This window comes from Pantoea sp. F_5, assembly GCF_008631595.1.
GTDB classification, from domain to species: Bacteria; Pseudomonadota; Gammaproteobacteria; order Enterobacterales; family Enterobacteriaceae; genus Pantoea; species Pantoea gossypiicola.
The window spans coordinates 454,430-474,980 of sequence record NZ_VWUO01000001.1 but is presented as its reverse complement, the minus strand read 5'-3'; the positions used below and the strand labels follow the sequence as shown (position 1 = coordinate 474,980).

Sequence of the window (20,551 nt, the reverse complement as noted above, 5' to 3'; positions counted from 1 at the left end):
CACACCTTTTTTCTTTGCCGAATGTGCTAGCATGCAGTCAGAGAATGACTGGTGCCTGATTCGCCGTTGCGGAGCCCTGCACCCTGCCGGAAGTCCGCATGACGATAGAGATCCTTTCCCCGCAAAATAATATGCCAAACCGCTGGCTCTCGGCCCTGGTGCTTGGCTGCGTGGTGTTTGTCCTGACGATGTTCTGTCTTGAACTGATTGTTGTCAGTGGGAAGATTTCCCCGCTCTGGTTCCCGACCACCTTAATGACCGTCGTGGTTTTCCGCTGCCCGTCGCGACAGCTGCCGCTGCTGCTGACCGCCTGTGTGCTGGGCACCGCGGGGGCGAATGCCATCATCATCGGACCTGCCCTCGCTAATATTAAATTCGCGCTGCTTAATCTTATTCAGGCCGGCGTGGGTGGCATGCTGCTGCGCGCCCTGCTGGATAGGCGCGCGCCGCTGAACTCGCTGCATGATTGGGCAAGGATGGTGTTATCAGTCGGCATCGTGACCCCGCTGCTCGGCGGCCTGCTCGCGCTCTGGACGCTGCAGGTCAGTGGCCACGCTTCATTTCCCTTCTTTTATACCTGGGTCATTTCCGAGATCATCGGCATGCTGGTGTTAGGCCCGATGCTGCTGTTGCTGCCCTGGCCGCTGCGGCGCGCACAGTTCAGCGATCTGCGCCTGGCCGAATCTCTGCTGACGCTGCTGCTTACCCTCGGAGCCAGTTATCTGGCACTGCGTTTTTTGCCGTGGCCCTTTACCTTTATTGTGGTGATCCTGTTCTGGTGCGCCGTTCGCCTGCCCAAGCTGCAGGCATTTGTCCTGTTCTTCCTGAACGCCAGTTTTATCTCGATGCTGCTGGCGTTTGATTTGGTCAACGTGGTCAATAACAATAGCGCCCTCGGCCCGGTCTCCAGATGGCTGCCGTTTTTGCTGGTGTTAATCCCCAGCCACATTATGTCGCTGGTGATGGATGCGTCCCGACGCGAAAAACTCCACATTACCGACAGCGAAACCCGCTTCCGGCATGCTATGGAGTACTCCGCCATCGGTATGGCGCTCGTCGCACCGGAGGGCAACTGGCTGCAGGTGAATCGATCTCTCTGTCAGACTCTGGGTTATCCGGCAGAAGAGCTGAAGCGTCTGACCTTTCAGCAGATTACCCATCCCGACGATCTGTCACTCGATCTGCAGCATGTGAGTCGGCTGCTGAAAGGCGAGATTGATACTTATACTTTCGAAAAGCGCTATTTCCGTAAGGATGGCGAAATTGTCTGGGCGCGGCTGACGGTCTCGCTGGTGCGCGACAGCAGTCATGCCCCGCTCTACTTTATTGCGCAGATTATCGATATCTCAGAGCTGAAGCAGAGTGAGCAGGTAAACCGCCGGCTGATGGAGCGTATTACGCTGGCCAACGAGGCGGGCGGCATCGGCGTGTGGGAGTGGAACCTGCTGACCGGCGAGATGTTGTGGGACAAGCGCATGTACGCCCTGTTTGGCCTTGCGCCGCATGAGTCACCCAGCTATGACCTCTGGATCCATCTGCTGCACACCGCCGATCGGGAATATGCCGCGATGACGGTACAGCAGGCAATTGAACTACGCAGCGCGTTTCACATGGAGTATCGCGTAGTCAATGCTGAAGGACAGCGCTGGGTACGTACCCAGGCTAACCGGCAACTGAGCAAAGAGGGGCGCATTGAGCGCATGCTGGGTATCTGCCAGGATATCACGCCACTCCGCAACCTGAATGAAGCGCTGTTCCAGGAGAAAGAGCGCATGGCGATCACCCTGGATTCCATCGGCGAAGCGGTAATCAGCACCGATAAAGAGATGCGCGTCGCCTTTATGAACCCGGTAGCTGAGAAGATGAGTGGCCTGTCGCAGGAACAGGCAGCCGGTCAGCCCCTGAGTGAACTGCTGCATATCACTCAGGGGCGTAACGGTCCCGAAGTCGAGAATCTGCTGTTATGCCAGCTACCAGCGGAAAAAATCACCCCCGGGCTCGCGGAAGATCTGGTGCTGCATACGCCCGATGGCGGTCATATCGATATTCACTACAGCATCACGCCGTTGCGCTCCGAAGCGGGCCTGGAACAGGGTGCCGTAATGGTTATTCAGGATGTCAGCGAATCGCGCAAACTGATGAAGCGGCTGAGCTACAGCGCGCTGCATGACACTCTGACCCGCCTGCCGAACCGTGCCAGTTTCGAGCTTCAGCTTAAGCGCCTGCTGTTTGATGCCGCTGAGCATCAGCATCAGCATGTGCTGGTGTTTATCGACCTGGATAAGTTTAAAGCGGTCAACGACAGCGCCGGACACGCCGCAGGCGATGCGTTACTGCGTGAGCTCTCCGATTTAATGCAGCACCATCTGCGCAGCAGCGATTTCCTGGCCCGACTGGGCGGCGACGAGTTTGCGCTGCTGATGCCCGATTGCGAAGTCGCTCAGGCACGTGACGTGGTGCAGCGCATCGTCGCCGCGGTCAATGATTACCGGTTCCAGTGGCTGGGCCGCCTTTATCATGTGGGGGCCAGCGCGGGCGTAACGCAGATTTCAGCGGATAACTGCCAGAGCGGCGACGTGCTTTCGCAGGCGGATATCGCCTGTTATAACGCCAAACGCAGCGGACGCGGACGGCTGGTCATCTATGAACAGCATCGGTTACCGCTGCCAGGTAATCATCAGGGCATGAATGCAGCAATGGTTGATGCGCTGCAGATTGAACTGCCAGCCTGGGCCGTGGCACCGCCCAAAACACCGCAGGCGGCCTTTATCTGGCTGCTTGAGGTGCAGTTATTAACGGCTGATGGGTTGCTGGTGGATGAAACGTTGCTGCGCAATAACCTGCCTGACGATTCGCTGCGTCGCCGGCTGGATAACGCTATTGTGGATGCTTTTTTCCGTCATGATGTGCAGAAGCTCAATAACAAAGGCATTCCGGTGATCCTGCCACTCAATGCACAGGTACTGAGCGATGCCGCCTTCGTGCAGCAACTCTGTCAGCGCTTTGTTGCTGAGGGTCTCTGTGACAGCCGCTGTGGTTTAGCTTTCCCTGCCGCCAGCGTGCTCAGCAAAGGCGACCAGCTCTATGCCGCGCTGATGCAACTGCGTCAGTGTGGCTGTCGTATCGTGTTGCAGCATTTTGGCCGTAATCTGGATGCCTTCAATCTGCTGAGTAACGAAGTGGTTGATTATCTGGTGCTGGCCCCTGAACTGGTTGCTAACGTTCATAATAACCTGATGGACGAGATGCTGCTGACCATCATTCAGGGCCTGGCAACACAGCGTAATATCTCGGTGCTGGCCGGTCCGATTTCAGTGCCCGCCGTACTCAGCACGCTGGCTACCCTTGACGTGGATGGCGTCTGGGGCAGTGCCGTAGCCGAGCGCCAGCCGTTGCGTTCACTGGCTGAAGATCACATCTTCGCTATCCGTTAATTCCCGCGCTGCCTGCTTGCCACCCTGCTGAAGCTGCGCTAAAGTCGCCCCCTTTTTTCCGGCATGGGGGCGAAAATGTTCATAGGATTCGATTACGGCACGGCTAACTGCTCCATTGCAGTCAGCGAAAATGGCGCGCCACGTCTGTTAACGCTGGAAAATGATCAGCGCCTGCTGCCGTCAATGATCTGTGCGCCGACCCGCGAGTCGATTAGCGAATGGCTCTATCGTCATCATCAGGTGGCGACACCAGACAGCGAGACCACGGCGCTGCTGCAGCGTGCGATGCGTTATAACCGCGAAGAGGATATCGAGGTCCAGCCCAACAGCGTGCAGTTCGGCCTCACCGCGCTGCAGCATTACATGGTCGACCCCGAAGATGTCTGGTTCGTTAAATCCCCCAAATCGTTCCTCGGTGCCAGTGGCCTGAAGCCGCAGCAGATCGCCCTGTTTGAAGATCTGGTCTGCGCCATGATGCTGCACATCCGCCAGCGGGGTGAAAGCCAGCTTGATCAGGCCATCGATCAGGCGGTAATCGGGCGGCCGGTCAACTTCCAGGGCTTGGGCAGCGAAGAGTCTAACCAGCAGGCAGAAGGCATTCTGCTGCGCGCCGCCCACCGCGCCGGTTTCCGCGACGTGGAATTCCAGTTTGAGCCGGTCGCTGCCGGACTCGATTTCGAAGCGACGCTGAAGCAGGAGACGACGGTTCTGGTGGTGGATATCGGCGGCGGTACGACTGACTGCTCGATGTTGCTGATGGGACCAAAATGGCGTGATAAGGCGGACCGCCGTGAAAGCCTGCTGGGTCACAGCGGTTGCCGCGTGGGCGGAAACGACCTGGATATCATGCTGACGTTTAAGACCCTGATGCCGTTGCTGGGCCTGGGCGGTAACACCCTGAAAGGCACCGCGCTGCCTGCCCTGCCGTGGTGGAACGCCATCGCTATCAATGATGTTCCGGCGCAGAGTGACTTTTACAGTCCGGCCTGCGGTAAGTGGCTGCGGGATCTGGTGCGGGATGCTGAACAGGGTGACGTCGTGGCTCGCCTGCTGAAAGTGTGGCAGCAGAAGCTCAGTTACCGGCTGGTGCGTGCGGCAGAAGAGAGCAAGATTGCGCTGTCTGCCAGCCCGGTGCATACCGCTTCACTGGACTTTGTTGCCGCGGCATTAGAGACAGAGATTGGGGTGAGTCAGCTGCAGGACGCCATCAGTCAGCCGCTGGAGAAAATTCTTGAGCAGGTGCAGCTCGCGCTGGCCACCAGCCAGATCAAGCCCGATGTCATTTACCTGACCGGCGGCAGTGCGCGTTCGCCACTGCTGCGCGCAGCGCTGCAGCAGACGCTGCCGGACACGCCGAATGCCGGTGGCGATGATTTCGCCTCCGTCACCGCAGGGCTGGCGCGCTGGGCGGAAGTGATGTTCCGCTAATCGTGCTATGCCCTGCTCTGTAATCAAAAAAACGGCACCTGAAGGTGTAATGCCAGTCAGTTAAGCGACAGGTGATAACGCAATCTGGTGCCGGGCAGGGGCCTGCTCTGAAACTTCAGTGTGTATTGTTAAAAAGGGCACGAGAGTGAAGGCCTGAGCGCCTCTGCTGCTGAGAGGGCTATCCGCAGCGCTGAGGCGTGACGGTGGGCCAGAAGTCCACGCCGGGAAGCGTGGACAGTTCGGGGCCGGCCAGCCCCGAACGGTTCGTCGGCACGACGTCAAAGCCGAAGGTACCGCGTGAGCGGCGCGAGGACGGCCCGGCAGCAGCAGAGGTGCTCAGGCCCGCACTGCGGCTCGCTCGCCCGGAAAATCAGAAGGCGATATTGGCGCTGATACCGCCGATAAACGCATCCTTCACCTCGCTCACCGCGCCCGGTGCCACCACATACTGCAGGTTAGGTCGCAGTGACATCCAGTTCGTCACTTTGGCGTTGTAGTAAACCTCATAGTTGTACTCTGAACCTTCCTGAATCGGCAGATAAGTCGGGCTGTCAAAGCGGCTCTCGCCATTGGCCTGATTCTGCTGACGCAGTGAGCGGGTATAGTCGCTGTTCACGTGGATACGCGACGCGCCCACACCGATCTCATCCTGCGGACGGGCATCGAACGGCCCTGTCCAGGTAAAGGCGATAGACTGATAGTTATCGGTCTTCGAGGTCTTATGATCGTTCATCACCGCCTGAACACGCACGCCCAGACCACGGTTCACATCGCCATCCTGCGCGGTCAGCTGTTGCTGCAATAACAGATAGCCGCCGTAGGAATGGGCCTGATCCTGATAGCCGCCGTTGCGCCAGTTGCCATAAACATCGCCATCCACCGACGAATAGTAATAACCGATGCGATAGTTACCCGGTAATTTCTCCGGCCCGAACGTCGGTTTCCAGCCCAGTTCCACCGGCACCAGATTCCCCTCGGAGTTGCTGGTATCCAGACGGAACCCATCGCCGCGATCGTAGTTAGCACGGTTCTGATTATAGAAACCGACCTGGAAGAAGACGTCCGGCGTGATATTGAGTTTAACCCGGCCACCCCACTGTGACACCGGCCAGTTGAACCAGCGATCGCCACGCCAGTTACCCGCCTGCCCGCTGCCCAGCGCCAGGTTCTGGAACAGATTGCCATCGAAATTATCGAAATCTTCACCCACCGTTACCCGCCCGGCTTTAATATCGACCACATCGTTGAACAGCCCTTTGCGCAACCAGAACTGTGTCAGACGCCAGGTCTGACCGCGACCGTAAACTTCCTGGACTGAGGAGAGCATGCCGGTGCGCTGATCGGCGACCTGATCGGAAAGATTTTGCCCGTTGCGACTGGTGACGGTCATCTGAAACTCAGCATCCTGCCAGTCCAGCAGCTTTTGCAGGTCGAAATTGGTGCCAAACGTCCACTGGTCGCTGTAGCGCATGGTAGTGTTAGTATCGGCTCCGCCGCCTAAGTTAGCAGCGCTTTCCATGGTGTAGTTGACGTCAAACTTGATACCGTCGTCCTGCAACTGCGTTCGGTAACCCCCCCAGTCACCAAACATCCATTCGGAGTCCGGGCTGAAAGCATCAGCGGCGATGGCCTGTGCGGAAAACATGGCCATGATCAGGGTGCCGGTTGCCACACGGCGCAGCGGAAAACGCTGTTCTGCGAGTCTGTTTTTCATCTTGCTTATTCTTATGTAAGTTACGGAAAGTGACGGGCAGAGGATAATGCTGGCTAATCTTCATTTATTGTAAATACGTGCGCATAATTTCCTGAAACATCAGTTTATTAACGCATTTGTGATCGGGATCTCTGAATGGTTATTCTTCGGGCAGGATGCGCACTTTTTAACAGGCACAAAGTAAAAAGGGGCGCTAGCGCCCCTGTGATTAGCGGCTGGCCTGGTCCAGTTGATCAATTTGTGCCGGGGTCAGCGTGAGTTGCGTCGCGCCCGTCAAATCGTCGAGCTGCTTCAGTGAAGTAGCACTGACAATCGGTGCGGTGATACCGGGCCGGGCAATCTGCCAGGCCAGCGCCACCTGCGTCGGTGTCACCTGATGCGCGTCGCTAATCGCATCCAGCGCGTCGAGGATCCGCAAACCACGCGGGTTAAGGTATTTGTCTACCACGCCCTGCCCCCGCGCACTTTTACTGGCATCCGCTGCATCACGGTATTTACCACTGAGAAAACCGCTGGCCAGTGAGTAGTAGTTGATGACGCCCAGACCCTGTGCCCTGACCACTGGTTCCAGCTCCGACTCATAGGGCTGACGATCATAGAGGTTATATTCAGGTTGCAGAGTTTCATAACGCGCCAGCCCTTCCGTTTCACTGACCTGCAACGCCTCCTCAAGCCGCGCCGCACTGTAGTTAGAGGCCCCAATGGCGCGCACTTTCCCCTCGCAGATCAGACTGTCAAAGGCACTCAGGGTGTCGGCCAGCGGCGTATCCTGGTCGTCACGGTGCGCCTGATAGAGGTCGATGTAGTCGGTCTGCAACCGGCGCAGTGAATCTTCGACCGCCTGACGGATATATTGCGGCTTCAGCCCGGTTTTTTCCGGCGACAGTTCCATACCGACTTTGGTTGCCAGCACGATCCGATCGCGTTTGCCGCTTTTTTTCAGCCACTCACCAATAATGGTTTCCGACTCACCGCCCTTGTTACCGGGTGCCCAGCGGGAATAGACATCGGCGGTGTCGATAAACCACAGCCCTCGATCCACCAGCGCATCCAGCAGCGAAAAGGAGGTGGTTTGATCCACTGTCCAGCCAAACACGTTGCCGCCAAACGTCAGTAACGGCACCGTAATACCACTGTCACCCAACTGCCGGGTTTGATTCTGACTCATTATCTGCTCCTGATTTGCCTGACAAACGGTCTGTTTTTTAGCATAGCAAAGTCATTTCACGCCTTTATGACGATTGTGCTGCGATTAATGCAGGAACAGGCATAATTACCACGCCCTGACAGATATCCTTATTTCCTTCAACTTCTGCCGGTCAGAGGCGACTACAATCTTTCGTTTGCAGGCTACCCCTTTCATGCCTGCGCCTGGGACTACGTCACTGCTGGAGAGCATCAACAATCATGAGCACCCGACATCCTGTTATGAAGAAAACCCTGATCGTACTGGCCCTGATCGCCGTGGCCGCTGGCGGCTACTACGCCTGGCAGCACAATGTCCAGCCGCAGAGCAGCAGCCAGACAGATTCGCCAGCGCCACGTGGCGGCAAAGGCGGGGATGATGGCGCGCGTCGTCCCCTCGCACCGGTTCAGGCGGCAACCGCCACCCGCCAGAGCGTGCCGCAGTTCCTCAGCGGACTGGGAACGGTGACCGCCGCTAACACGGCCACGGTGCGCAGTCGGGTTAATGGCGACCTGCTGGCGATCCACTTCACCGAAGGCCAGCAGGTTAACGCAGGCGATCTGCTGGCAGAAGTCGACCCGCGGCCTTATCAGGTGGCGTTAACCCAGGCTCAGGGCCAGCTGGCGAAAGATCAGGCGACGCTGGCGAATGCCCGTCGCGACCTGGCACGTTTTGAGAAGCTGGCAAAAACCTCGCTGGTGTCGCAACAGGAGCTGGACACTCAGCGCTCACTGGTGAGTGAAACGCTCGGCACCCTGAAAGCGGATGAGGGCGGCGTCGCCAGTGCACAGCTTAATCTGACCTACAGCCGGATCACCGCGCCGATTGCTGGCCGTGTCGGGCTGAAACAGGTGGATGTTGGCAACTATGTCACCAGCGGCGACACCACCGGTATCGTGGTGATCACCCAGACGCATCCGATTGATGTGGTTTTTACCCTTGCAGAAAACAGCATCAGTTCGATTCTGCAGGCGCAGAAAAGCGGCCAGCCGTTGCTGGTGGAGGCCTGGGATCGCAGTAATCAGAATCTGATCGCCAGCGGCAAACTGCTGAGCCTGGATAACCAGATTGATGTCACCACCGGCACCATCAAAATTAAAGCGCGCTTTGATAATCAGGACGACACGCTGTTCCCTAACCAGTTCGTCAATGTGCGGCTGAAGGTCAACACCCTGCAGGATGCGGTGGTCATTCCGCCTGCCGCATTGCAGATGGGCAACGAAGGCCACTTTGTCTGGGTGGTTAACAGTGACAATAAGGTCAGCAAAAAAAGCGTAATTGCTGGCCTGCAGGATAGTGAGAAAGTGGTGATCAGCGCCGGTCTGGAGGCGGGTGAGCGCGTGGTGACAGACGGGCTGGATCGCCTGACCGAAGGCGCGAAAGTTGAAGTGGTCGCGCCACAGAGCAACGCGCCGCGCGCCACCCGCGCGACCCTGCCGTCAAAAGGAGAGCGTGAGTAATGCAGGTCATGCCTCCCGATCACAGTGGCGGGCCGTCACGCCAGTTTATTCTGCGCCCGGTCGCCACCACGCTGTTGATGATTGCGATTTTGCTGGCCGGGATACTGGGCTACCGCTTCCTGCCGGTCTCGGCGCTGCCCGAAGTCGACTATCCGACCATCCAGGTCGTCACGCTCTATCCGGGTGCCAGCCCGGATGTGGTCACCTCATCGATTACTGCCCCGCTTGAGCGCCAGTTTGGTCAGATGTCCGGCCTGAAACAGATGGCGTCGCAAAGCTCCGGCGGTGCCTCAGTAGTGACGCTGCAGTTCCAGCTGACGCTGCCGCTGGATGTGGCCGAGCAGGAGGTGCAGGCGGCCATTAACTCTGCCACTAATCTGCTGCCCAACGACCTGCCTAATCCGCCGGTCTACAGCAAAGTGAATCCGGCCGATCCGCCGATCATGACGCTGGCCGTTACCACTCGCAGCATGCCGCTGACGCAGGTGCAGGATATGGTGGAAACGCGCGTCGCACAGAAAATCTCTCAGGTCAGCGGCGTCGGGCTGGTGACGCTGTCAGGCGGTCAGCGTCCGGCAGTGCGGGTGAAGATGAATGCGCAGGCGCTGGCGGCACTGGGCCTGACCAGCGAAACGGTGCGGACCGCGATCAGCAATGCCAACGTCAACTCGGCTAAAGGCAGCCTGGATGGCCCGACACGCTCCGTTACCCTGTCAGCCAATGACCAGATGAAGTCGGCAGAAGATTATCGCCAGCTGATCATCAGCTATAAAAATGGTGCGCCGGTCCGTCTGGGGGATGTGGCAACCATCGAACAGGGAGCAGAAAACAGCTGGCTCGGTGCCTGGGCCAACCGCGATGCGGCGATTGTGCTCAACGTTCAGCGTCAGCCTGGCGCCAATATCATCGCCACGGCAGATAATATCCGTGCCATGTTGCCCGCCCTGACCGCCGCTCTGCCAAAATCGGTAGAGGTTAAACTGCTCACTGACCGCACCACCAATATTCGCGCTTCGGTCAACGATACGCAGTTTGAGCTGATACTGGCGATGGCGCTGGTCGTGATGATCATCTATCTGTTTCTGCGCAACGTACCCGCCACGCTAATCCCGGCGGTAGCGGTGCCGCTTTCGCTGATCGGTACCTTTGCGGCGATGTACTTCCTCGGGTTCTCCATTAATAACCTCACGTTGATGGCACTGACCATCGCCACCGGCTTTGTGGTCGATGATGCCATCGTGGTGATTGAGAACATCTCGCGTTACATCGAGAAAGGGGAAAAACCGCTGACCGCCGCGCTGAAAGGAGCCGGAGAAATTGGCTTCACCATCATCTCCCTCACCTTCTCACTGATTGCGGTGCTGATTCCGCTGCTGTTTATGGGCGACGTGATTGGCCGCCTGTTCCGTGAATTTGCCGTCACGCTGGCGGTGGCGATTCTGATTTCAGCGGTGGTGTCACTGACCCTGACGCCGATGATGTGCGCCAGAATGCTGAGCGCGGAGTCGCTGCGCAAACAGAACCGCTTTTCGCGGGCCAGTGAAGCGATGTTTGATCGTATCGTCGCCACCTACGGTCGTGGCCTGAGCCGGGTGCTGAATCATCCCTGGCTGACGCTGTCGGTGGCGCTGGGCACGCTGGTCCTGACGCTGCTGTTGTGGATGGTGATCCCGAAAGGCTTTTTCCCGCAGCAGGACAACAGCATTATTCAGGGTACGCTGCAGGCCCCGCAGTCGGTCTCCTACGCCAGTATGGCGCAGCGCACCCGCGATGTTGCCTCCATCATCATGAAAGATCCGGCGGTTGAGAGCATGACCTCGTTTGTCGGCGTGGATGGCACCAATGCTTCGCTGAACAGCGCGCGGCTGCAGATCAACCTCAAGCCGCTGGATCAGCGCGACGATCGTATTCCTGCTATTCAGCAGCGCCTGCAACAGCAGGTCAGTGAAGTGCCGGGCGTGCAGTTGTGGCTGCAGGCGGTGCAGGATCTCACCATTGATACCCAGGCCAGCCGCACACCGTACCAGTTCACACTGCAATCGGGTTCACTGTCGTCGCTCAGCACCTGGGTTCCGGCCCTGCTGACCCGGCTCAGCACCCTGCCACAACTGCGCGATGTCAGCAGCGACTGGCAGGATCAGGGGCTGGAAGCCTATGTCAACGTGGACCGCGACAGTGCCAGCCGCCTCGGCATCAGCATGGCGGATGTCGATAATGCGCTCTATAACGCCTTTGGGCAGCGGCTGATCTCCACTATCTATACCCAGGCGAATCAGTATCGTGTGGTGCTGGAGCAGGATAATAACGCCACGCCAGGGCTGGCGAGTCTGGATGCGATTCGCCTGAACAGCAGCGACGGCGGCAGCGTGCCGCTGAGCGCCATTGCCCGCATCGAGCAGCGCCACACGCCGCTGAGTATTAACCATCTCGACCAGTTCCCGTCGGCGACCTTCTCGTTTAACGTGGCTGACGGCTATTCACTGGAAGACGCGGTAAAAGCCGTGTCGCAGGCGGAAGCGCAGCTTGGCATGCCCGCCGAGCTGATGACTCAGTTCCAGGGCAGCACGCTGGCGTTTGAGGCCGCACTGAGCAGCACCGTCTGGCTGATTGTGGCGGCCATCGTCGCGATGTACATCGTGCTGGGCGTGCTTTATGAGAGCTTTATTCACCCGATCACCATTCTCTCGACGCTGCCCACCGCAGGTGTCGGCGCACTGCTGGCGCTGATGCTCAGCGGCAATGAGCTGGATATCGTGGCGATTATCGGCATCATCCTGCTGATCGGCATCGTGAAAAAGAACGCCATCATGATGATCGACTTTGCGCTTGCAGCCGAACGTGAACAGGGTATGAAGCCGGCAGATGCCATCTATCAGGCCTGCCTGCTGCGCTTCCGCCCGATTCTGATGACCACGCTGGCGGCCCTGCTTGGCGCGCTGCCGCTGATGCTCAGCACCGGCGTAGGTGCCGAGCTGCGTCATCCGTTGGGCATTGCCATGGTCGGCGGGCTGATTCTGAGCCAGGTGCTGACGCTGTTCACCACGCCGGTGATCTACCTGCTGTTTGATCGGCTGGCGTATGCCACCCGCCGCCGCTTTGGCCGCACGGAGGCCGCAGAGTGAAATTCTTTGCCCTGTTTATCCACCGGCCCGTCGCGACGACCCTGCTGACGCTGGCCATCGCCCTTGCGGGCATGCTGGGGTTCCGGCTGCTGCCGGTTGCCCCGCTGCCACAGGTCGATTTCCCGGTGATTGTTATCTCGGCATCACTGCCGGGTGCCTCACCGGAGATTATGGCGTCGTCGGTGGCCACGCCGCTGGAGCGCTCGCTGGGACGCATCGCGGGCGTCAGTGAAATGACCTCCACCAGTTCGCTGGGCAGCACCCGCATCATTCTGGTGTTCGATTTTGATCGTGACATCAACGGCGCGGCTCGCGATGTGCAGGCCGCGATCAATGCGGCGCAAAGCCTGCTGCCGACCGGGATGCCGTCGCGTCCCACTTACCGCAAAGTGAACCCCTCTGATGCGCCAATTATGATCATGACGCTGACCTCGGATACCTACAATCCCGGTCAGCTCTATGATTACGCCTCGACCCAGCTGGCACAAAAGCTGTCGCAGATCGAGGGCGTGGGCGACGTTACCGTGGGGGGCAGTTCGCTGCCCGCCGTGCGGGTAGCGCTGAATCCGCAGGCGCTGTTTAATCAAGGTGTCTCGCTGGATGCGGTGCGCACCGCGATCTCGAACGCCAACCAGCGCCGCCCGCAGGGCGCACTGGATGACGTGCAGCAGCGCTGGCAGTTGCGCACCAATGACGCGCTGCAGACCGCCCGTGAGTATCAGCCGCTGGTCGTGCACTACAACAACGGTGCAGCGGTGAAGCTGTCTGATGTGGCGACCGTTGAAGATTCGGTGCAGGACGTGCGTAACGCCGGGATGTCACGCGGTAAACCGGCCGTGCTGCTGTTGATCCGCAAAACGCCTGAAGCCAACGTTATCGATACGGTTGACCGCATCCGTGCCGAGATGCCGCTGCTGCATGAGGTGATACCGGCCGCCATCGATCTGCAGATTGCTCAGGATCGCTCGCCCACCATTCGCGCCTCGCTGCATGAAGTGGAGCAGTCTCTGTTAATCGCCGTGGCGCTGGTGATTCTGGTGGTGTTTGTTTTCCTGCGCTCCGGTCGCGCCACGCTGATCCCCGCCGTCGCCGTGCCGGTTTCGCTGATCGGCACCTTTGCCGCAATGTACCTGTGCGGCTTCAGCCTGAATAACCTGTCGCTGATGGCGCTGACCATCGCCACCGGCTTTGTGGTGGATGATGCGATTGTGGTGCTGGAGAACATTGCCCGCCACGTCGAAGCGGGCATGAAACCGCTGGCCGCCGCGCTGAAAGGGGTACGGGAAGTCGGCTTTACCGTGCTGTCGATGAGCCTGTCGCTGGTTGCCGTGTTCCTGCCGCTGCTGATGATCGGCGGACTGATTGGTCGTTTCTTCTCTGAGTTTGCCATTACGCTGTCGGTGTCGATCATCATTTCGCTATTTATCTCCATCACCCTGACACCGATGATGTGCGCGTATCTGCTGAAGCCCCACGGGCCGCGCAGCCAGCCCCTTCGGCGCGGCGCAGGCCGGCTGCTGATGGCGATTCAGCAGGGTTATGGTCGTTCGCTTAACGTGGTACTGAACCATGCACGCTGGGTCATGCTGCTGTTTTTCGCCACCATCTTCCTGACCGGCTGGCTGTTTGTTCATATCCCAAAGACCTTTATGCCGGAACAGGATACCGGGCGACTCTCCGGCTTTATCTCTGCTGACCAGAGCATTTCGTTTCAGGCGATGCGCAGTAAGCTGCAGGATTTTATGGAGATCGTCGGTGCCGATCCCGCTGTAGACAGCGTGGTGGGCTTTACCGGTGGCATGCGGACCAATAGCGGCTCAATGTTTATCTCCCTGAAGCCGCTGTCAGAGCGCAAAGAGAGTGCCGTGGAGATCATCGCGCGGCTGCGCACAAAGCTGGCAAAAGAGCCGGGTGCCAGCCTCTATCTGAATGCGGTGCAGGATCTGCGGGTCGGTGGCCGGGAGTCGAATGCCGGCTATCAGTATTCACTGCTGTCGGACGATCTCGCCGCGCTGCGGACGTGGGAGCCGAAAATCCGCGAGGCGTTTTCTGCCCTGCCGCAGCTGGCGGACGTGAACTCCGATCAGCAGGATAAAGGCAGCGAGATGGCGCTGACCTATGACCGCGAAAGCATGGCGCGGCTCGGTATCGACGTCTCTCAGGCCAATGCCCTGCTGAATAACGCCTTTGGTCAGCGTCAGATTTCTACCATCTATCAGCCATTAAACCAGTACAAAGTGGTGATGGAGGTCGATCCACGCTACACCCAGGATATCAGCGCCCTGTCGCAGATGTTTGTCATTAACAGCGAAGGTAAAGCGATACCGCTGTCGTGGTTCGCCCACTGGCAGCCAGCAAATGCGCCGCTGTCGGTTAACCATGAAGGGCTGTCGGCGGCATCGACCATCTCGTTCAACCTGCCAGAGGGTGTATCGCTGTCACAGGCGTCGGAAGCGATTGAACGCACCATGACGGCGATCGGCGTGCCATCCAGCGTGCGCGGCAGCTTTGCCGGAACCGCGCAGGTGTTTCAGCAGTCGCAGAGCAGCCAGCTCTGGTTGATGCTGGCGGCGATAGCGGCAGTCTATATCGTGCTGGGGATCCTCTATGAGAGCTATGTCCATCCGCTGACAATCCTCTCTACCCTGCCTTCGGCGGGTGTCGGTGCGCTGCTGGCGCTGGAACTGTTCGATACGCCCTTCAGCCTGATTGCGCTGATCGGGATTCTGCTGCTCATCGGCATCGTGAAAAAGAACGCCATCATGATGGTCGACTTTGCGCTGGAAGCCGAACGCAACGGCCAGCTCAGCACGCGGGAGGCGATATTCCAGGCCTGCCTGTTACGCTTCCGGCCCATTATGATGACCACGCTGGCGGCGCTGTTTGGCGCGCTGCCGCTGGTGCTGAGCAGCGGCGACGGTGCGGAACTGCGCCAGCCGCTGGGGATTACCATCGCGGGCGGCCTGGTGATGAGTCAGCTGCTGACGCTCTACACAACGCCGGTGGTCTATTTAATGATGGATAAGCTGCGGCGCAGAAAACGCCCGCTGGCCACCGCGCAGCAACAGTAATGGGTCTGGCGACGACGGACGGCGGATGTGACGCCTTGATCGGGGGGATTGATGACTACGCAAAGCACTAACGTCCGCTGGCAACTGTGGATTGTTGCCATCGGTTTCTTTATGCAGACGCTGGATACCACCATCGTCAATACCGCGATCCCGTCGATGGCACACGACCTGGGCGTCAGCCCACTGCACATGCACTCGGTGATCGTCTATTACGTGCTGACGTTGGCCGTCATGCTGCCGGTCAGCGGCTGGCTGGCGGATCGCTTTGGCGTGCGCAACATCTTCTTCTGCGCGATTGTGCTGTTCAGCCTGGGTTCGCTGCTGTGCGCTCTGTCCGGCACGCTGGATCAGCTGGTGCTGTCGCGCGTGGTTCAGGGGATTGGCGGGGCCATGATGGTGCCGGTGGGTCGCCTGACGGTGATGAAAATCGTGCCGCGCGAGCAATATATGTCCGCCATGACCTTTGTGACCCTCCCCGGCCAGATTGGTCCGCTGCTCGGCCCGGCGCTGGGCGGTGTGCTGGTGGAGTACGCCAGCTGGCACTGGATCTTTCTGATTAATATCCCGGTCGGCATTGCAGGCGCTATCGCCACCCTGATGCTGATGCCCAACTACAGCATGCAGACACGCCGCTTTGATTTCGGCGGCTTTATCCTGCTGGCAACCGGCATGGCCCTCCTGACACTGGCGCTGGATGGTCAGCGCAGCAGCGGCGGTTCGCCGTTGCTGCTGGGTGCCATGATACTCACTGGCTTGTTCTCTCTGCTGTTTTACCTGATGCATGCGCGCGGCAATGATAACGCGCTGTTCAGCCTGAAGCTGTTTGATCATCGCGTTTACGCTATTGGCCTGCTCGGCAGTTTTACCGGTCGCATCGGCAGCGGTATGCTGCCCTTTATGACGCCAATCTTTCTGCAGCTCGGCATGGGTTACAGCCCGTTTCACGCCGGTCTGATGATGATTCCGATGGTGCTGGGCAACATGGGAATGAAGCGCATTGTGGTGCGCATCGTCAATCTCTATGGCTACCGCAATGTGCTGGTGATGTCGACCATAGCACTGGCGCTGGTGGTCCTGCTGTTCCCGCTGGTGGCAATCCTGGGCTGGGTCTGGCTGCTGCCGCTGGTGCTGTTTCTGCAGGGCATGGTCAACGCCATCCGCTTCTCGTCAATGAATACCCTGACGCTGAAGGAGTTGCCCGATGAGCTGGCCTCCAGCGGGAACAGCCTGCTGTCGATGATTATGCAGCTGTCGATGAGTATTGGCGTCACTGTGGCCGGGCTGCTGCTGGGCGCGTTTGCCCAGGAGAGCGCAGCAAACAGCGCAGCGGAGCACCAGATGTTTATTTATACCTACCTTTGCATGTCGCTGATTATCATCCTGCCCGCGCTGGTGTTCTGGCGCGTACCGCCACAGGTGAGTACCAACGTTGATCTGCGACGCCGGAGAAAAAAATGAGAGTTAACCTGCGCCTGGGCATCGGGGCCAAACTGTTTATGGCGATTTTCGCCACCTGCATGCTGGTGCTGATCACCATGCACTGGGGCGTTCGTCTCAGTTTCGAACACGGCTTTGTCGACTATATCAAGCGCGGCAATGAGCAGCGGTTAAATCTGCTCAGCGATGCGCTGGCCGATCAGTATGAGCAACACGGTAACTGGGATTTTCTGCGCCACAACGATCGGCTGGTCTTCACCATGCTGCGTTCACTGGAGCAGAATCCCGACAGCAACAGCCAGCTGCCGCCACACGGCTGGCGCACCCAGTTCTGGATCCTCGATCAACAATATAAAGTGATGGTCGGGCCACGTGCGCCGGTGCCGCCGGAGGGAACGCGCCGCAACATTACCACCAGCACCGGCAAGGTGGTCGGCTGGGTCATCGGCTCCCCGCCGGAGCGGCTGACGCGCAGTACCGATATTAACTTTGATCAACAGCAGCGGCGAACCAGCTGGATTATCGTGGGGCTGTCAACGCTGCTGGCGGCGCTGGCGACCTGGCTGATGGCGCGTGGCCTGCTGGCACCGGTCAAGCGGCTGGTCGACGGCACGCATCATCTGGCGGCGGGTAATTTTGCCACCCGCGTTGAAGTCAGCAGCCGGGATGAGCTGGGCCAGCTGGCCGGTGACTTTAACCTGCTGGCCAGCTCGCTGGAGAAAAACGAAAGCATGCGCCGCGCCTTTATGGCTGATATCTCCCATGAGTTGCGCACGCCGCTGGCGATCCTGCGCGGTGAACTGGAAGCGATGCAGGATGGCGTACGCAAACTGACGCCAGACGCTATCGCCTCACTGCAGAGTGAAGTCGTGGTGCTGACCAAGCTGGTCGAAGACCTGCATCAGCTGTCGCTGTCGGACGTGGGTGCCCTCGCCTACCGCAAGCAGGCGACCGATCTGGTGCAACTGCTGGAAGTGACCGCAGGCAGCTTTGCCGAACGTTATCGCGCGCACGGCCTGACGCTGAAGCTGAATCTGCCCGACCACGCCCCTTTCTTCGGCGATCCCGACCGCCTGATTCAGCTGTTCACCAACCTGCTTGAGAACAGCCTGCGCTACACCGACAGCGGTGGACGGGTTGAAGTGACGCTGAAGTATGAAGCCCCCCACTGGCACATCGAGTTTGATGACAGCGCACCAGGGGTGGACAGAGAACATCAGGTGCAGATTTTTGAGCGTTTTTTCCGCACCGAAGGCTCGCGCAATCGCGCCAGCGGCGGCTCGGGCCTGGGCCTGGCCATCTGTAAAAATATCGCTGACGCGCACGGCGGCGACATTCATGCGGCGCACTCTGATTTAGGTGGACTGAAAATCGCGCTACACTTGCGCTATGTTCCCCCTGTGTAGACGCTTATGAGCCAGGAAAACCATGACCCGCTGATTCTGGTGGTCGAAGATGAGCCGAAACTGGCGCAGCTGATGATCGATTATCTGCACGCCTCGAACTACCGTACCCATCACATCGCCGACGGCAATGCGGTGCTGGAGTATGTGCGCCAGACGCCACCCGATTTAATGCTGCTGGATTTGATGCTGCCGGGCACTGATGGCTTAACGCTGTGCCGCGAAATCCGTCGTCATTCCGAGCTGCCGATTATTATGGTCACCGCCCGCACCGAGGAGATTGATCGGCTGCTGGGGCTTGAGCTGGGCGCGGATGACTACATCTGTAAACCCTTCAGCCCGCGTGAAGTAGTGGCGCGGGTCAAAACCATTCTGCGCCGGGTAAAACGGTCGGCGGAGGAGCCGCAGAGCGCCTCGTTACTGCGGGTTGATGAGAGCCGATTCTTCGCCAGCTGGCGTGAAAAGCCGCTGGATCTTACCCCGGCGGAGTTCCGGTTGCTGAAAACCCTGTCGCTGGAGCCGGGCAAGGTCTTTTCACGCGAACAGCTGCTCAACCATCTCTATGATGACTATCGCGTGGTCACCGACCGCACCATCGACAGCCATATCAAGAATCTGCGACGCAAGCTGGAGAATCTTGACAGCGAGCAGCCCTTTATTCGTGCCGTTTACGGCATGGGCTATCGCTGGGAAGCGGACGCCTGTCATTTGATCTAGTTTGATCCCGATCAATTTACTTCCCTTTTCTCACTGCCTACAATTCCGCACCTTTTGCAGGGCCTGACGGCCCTGCTTCTGCCGCTTAAGGCGGCATACTGACCTGACATCAGTGAGAACATCATGAAACCCGAACTGCTTTCCCCCGCCGGCACGCTGAAGAACATGCGTTACGCCTTCGCTTATGGTGCCGATGCCGTCTACGCTGGCCAGCCGCGCTACAGCCTGCGGGTGCGCAACAACGAATTTACCCACGAGAATCTCGCTCTGGGCATCAACGAAGCGCACGCGCTGGGAAAAAAATTCTATGTGGTAGTAAATATTGCGCCGCACAACGCCAAGCTGAAAACCTTTATTCGTGACTTAACGCCAGTGGTGGCGATGCAGCCCGACGCGCTGATCATGTCCGATCCCGGCCTGATCATGCTGGTACGTGAGGCTTTCCCGGCGATGCCGATTCACCTGTCGGTACAGGCCAATGCTGTCAACTGGGCCACGGTAAAATTCTGGCAGCAGATGGGGTTGAGCCGGGTGATTCTGTCACGCGAGCTGTCACTGGAGGAGATCGCTGAGATCCGCCAGCAGGTGCCGGAGATGGAGCTGGAAGTCTTTGTTCATGGCGCGCTCTGTATGGCCTATTCCGGTCGCTGCCTGCTGTCGGGCTATATGAATAAACGCGATCCGAACCAGGGCACCTGCACCAACGCCTGTCGCTGGGAATATAAAGTGGCGGAAGGCCAGCAGGATGAAGTGGGGAATATCGTCGGTATTCATGAGCCTATCCCGGTACAGGATGTGACGCCCACGCTGGGCATCGGTCAGCCCACCGACAAGGTATTTCTGCTGGAAGAGAAAATGAAGCCGGGCGAGGTGATGAGCGCGTTCGAAGATGAGCACGGCACCTACATCATGAACTCACGGGATCTGCGCGCAGTGGCGCACGTGGAGCGGCTCAGCGAGATGGGCGTACATTCACTGAAGATTGAGGGACGCACCAAGTCCTACTACTACTGCGCCCGCACCGCTCAGGTTTATCGCCGGGCGATTGATGATGCCGCGGCCGGTAAGCCGTTTGATCCCACACTGCTGTTAACGCTGGAAGGCCTGGCCCATCGCGGCTATACCGAAGGTTTCCTGCGCCGTCATACTCACGACAGCTACCAGAATTATCAGCAGGGCTTTTCGGTCTCGGATCGCCAGCAGTTTGTTGGTGAATTTACCGGCGAGCGTCGGGGCGAATGGGCGGAAGTGGCCGTGAAGAACAAGTTTATGCTGCACGACAGCGTGGAGATCATGACGCCCGAAGGCAACCTGAATGGTCAGCTGGATGCGCTGCAGAATGCCCGCGGTGAACCCACGGAGGTCGCACCCGGCGATGGCCATCGCGTCTGGCTGCGGGTGCCGGAAGAGGTCGATCTGCGTTTTGCGCTGCTGCTGCGCAACTTTGACCATGGCGAAGATACCCGGGATCCTCATAATCGTTTACCAACGGAAACAATTTGAGGAAATCAGAACAGGATCACAGACCCCTGCGTAGCGCTGCTTTATAGTCCCGCCTGCTGCTAACGAGTAACAACTA

The 20,551-nt window shown here is 58.7% G+C and carries 11 protein-coding genes; 9 read left to right on the top strand and 2 right to left on the bottom strand.

What is annotated here, in order from left to right:
• Window positions 1–98 precede the first annotated feature (98 nt).
• Together F3I44_RS02190 and yegD are read left to right on the top strand one after the other, a co-directional pair.
• Window positions 99–3,434 (top strand): diguanylate cyclase, encoded by a 3,336-nt coding sequence (locus F3I44_RS02190; RefSeq protein WP_150019257.1) that lies wholly within the window; start codon window positions 99–101, stop codon window positions 3,432–3,434.
• Between the two features lie 75 nt (window positions 3,435–3,509).
• Window positions 3,510–4,862, top strand: coding sequence for a molecular chaperone (gene yegD / locus F3I44_RS02185; protein WP_150019256.1), 1,353 nt, complete (start codon window positions 3,510–3,512; stop codon window positions 4,860–4,862).
• Window positions 4,863–5,232: 370 nt separating this feature from the next.
• Here the strand turns inward: yegD and F3I44_RS02180 are convergent, their stop codons facing one another.
• Window positions 5,233–6,576, bottom strand: a complete 1,344-nt coding sequence (locus tag F3I44_RS02180; RefSeq protein ID WP_190286021.1) for a carbohydrate porin — start codon at window positions 6,574–6,576, stop codon at window positions 5,233–5,235.
• A 208-nt stretch (window positions 6,577–6,784) separates the two neighbouring features.
• Entirely contained in the window at window positions 6,785–7,744 is a 960-nt protein-coding gene (locus F3I44_RS02175) for an aldo/keto reductase (protein WP_150019255.1), read from the bottom strand.
• Between the two features lie 239 nt (window positions 7,745–7,983).
• Between F3I44_RS02175 and F3I44_RS02170 the strand changes: the two genes are divergently transcribed.
• The 7 genes from F3I44_RS02170 to yegQ all read left to right on the top strand — a co-directional run bounded on the left by F3I44_RS02170 (window position 7,984) and on the right by yegQ (window position 20,475).
• On the top strand, window positions 7,984–9,222 hold the full coding sequence (locus F3I44_RS02170; protein ID WP_150019254.1) for an MdtA/MuxA family multidrug efflux RND transporter periplasmic adaptor subunit: 1,239 nt from the start codon (window positions 7,984–7,986) through the stop codon (window positions 9,220–9,222).
• Window positions 9,222–12,344 (top strand): MdtB/MuxB family multidrug efflux RND transporter permease subunit, encoded by a 3,123-nt coding sequence (locus tag F3I44_RS02165; RefSeq protein WP_150010383.1) that lies wholly within the window; start codon window positions 9,222–9,224, stop codon window positions 12,342–12,344. Before F3I44_RS02170 ends, F3I44_RS02165 begins: the two co-directional genes overlap by 1 nt.
• Window positions 12,341–15,415 (top strand): multidrug efflux RND transporter permease subunit MdtC, encoded by a 3,075-nt coding sequence (gene mdtC / locus F3I44_RS02160; protein ID WP_150019253.1) that lies wholly within the window; start codon window positions 12,341–12,343, stop codon window positions 15,413–15,415. The genes F3I44_RS02165 and mdtC overlap by 4 nt, the downstream gene beginning before the upstream one ends.
• Before the next feature lie 51 nt (window positions 15,416–15,466).
• Window positions 15,467–16,873: an MFS transporter gene (locus tag F3I44_RS02155; protein WP_150019252.1), complete on the top strand. Its 1,407-nt coding sequence runs from the start codon at window positions 15,467–15,469 to the stop codon at window positions 16,871–16,873.
• Complete coding sequence (gene baeS / locus F3I44_RS02150; RefSeq protein ID WP_150010389.1) at window positions 16,870–18,258, top strand: two-component system sensor histidine kinase BaeS; 1,389 nt, start codon at window positions 16,870–16,872, stop codon at window positions 18,256–18,258. Before F3I44_RS02155 ends, baeS begins: the two co-directional genes overlap by 4 nt.
• Window positions 18,259–18,264: 6 nt before the next feature.
• Window positions 18,265–18,972 (top strand): two-component system response regulator BaeR, encoded by a 708-nt coding sequence (gene baeR, locus F3I44_RS02145; RefSeq protein WP_013358483.1) that lies wholly within the window; start codon window positions 18,265–18,267, stop codon window positions 18,970–18,972.
• Between the two features lie 120 nt (window positions 18,973–19,092).
• Window positions 19,093–20,475 (top strand): tRNA 5-hydroxyuridine modification protein YegQ, encoded by a 1,383-nt coding sequence (yegQ, locus tag F3I44_RS02140; RefSeq protein WP_150010391.1) that lies wholly within the window; start codon window positions 19,093–19,095, stop codon window positions 20,473–20,475.
• Window positions 20,476–20,551: the final 76 nt, after the last annotated feature.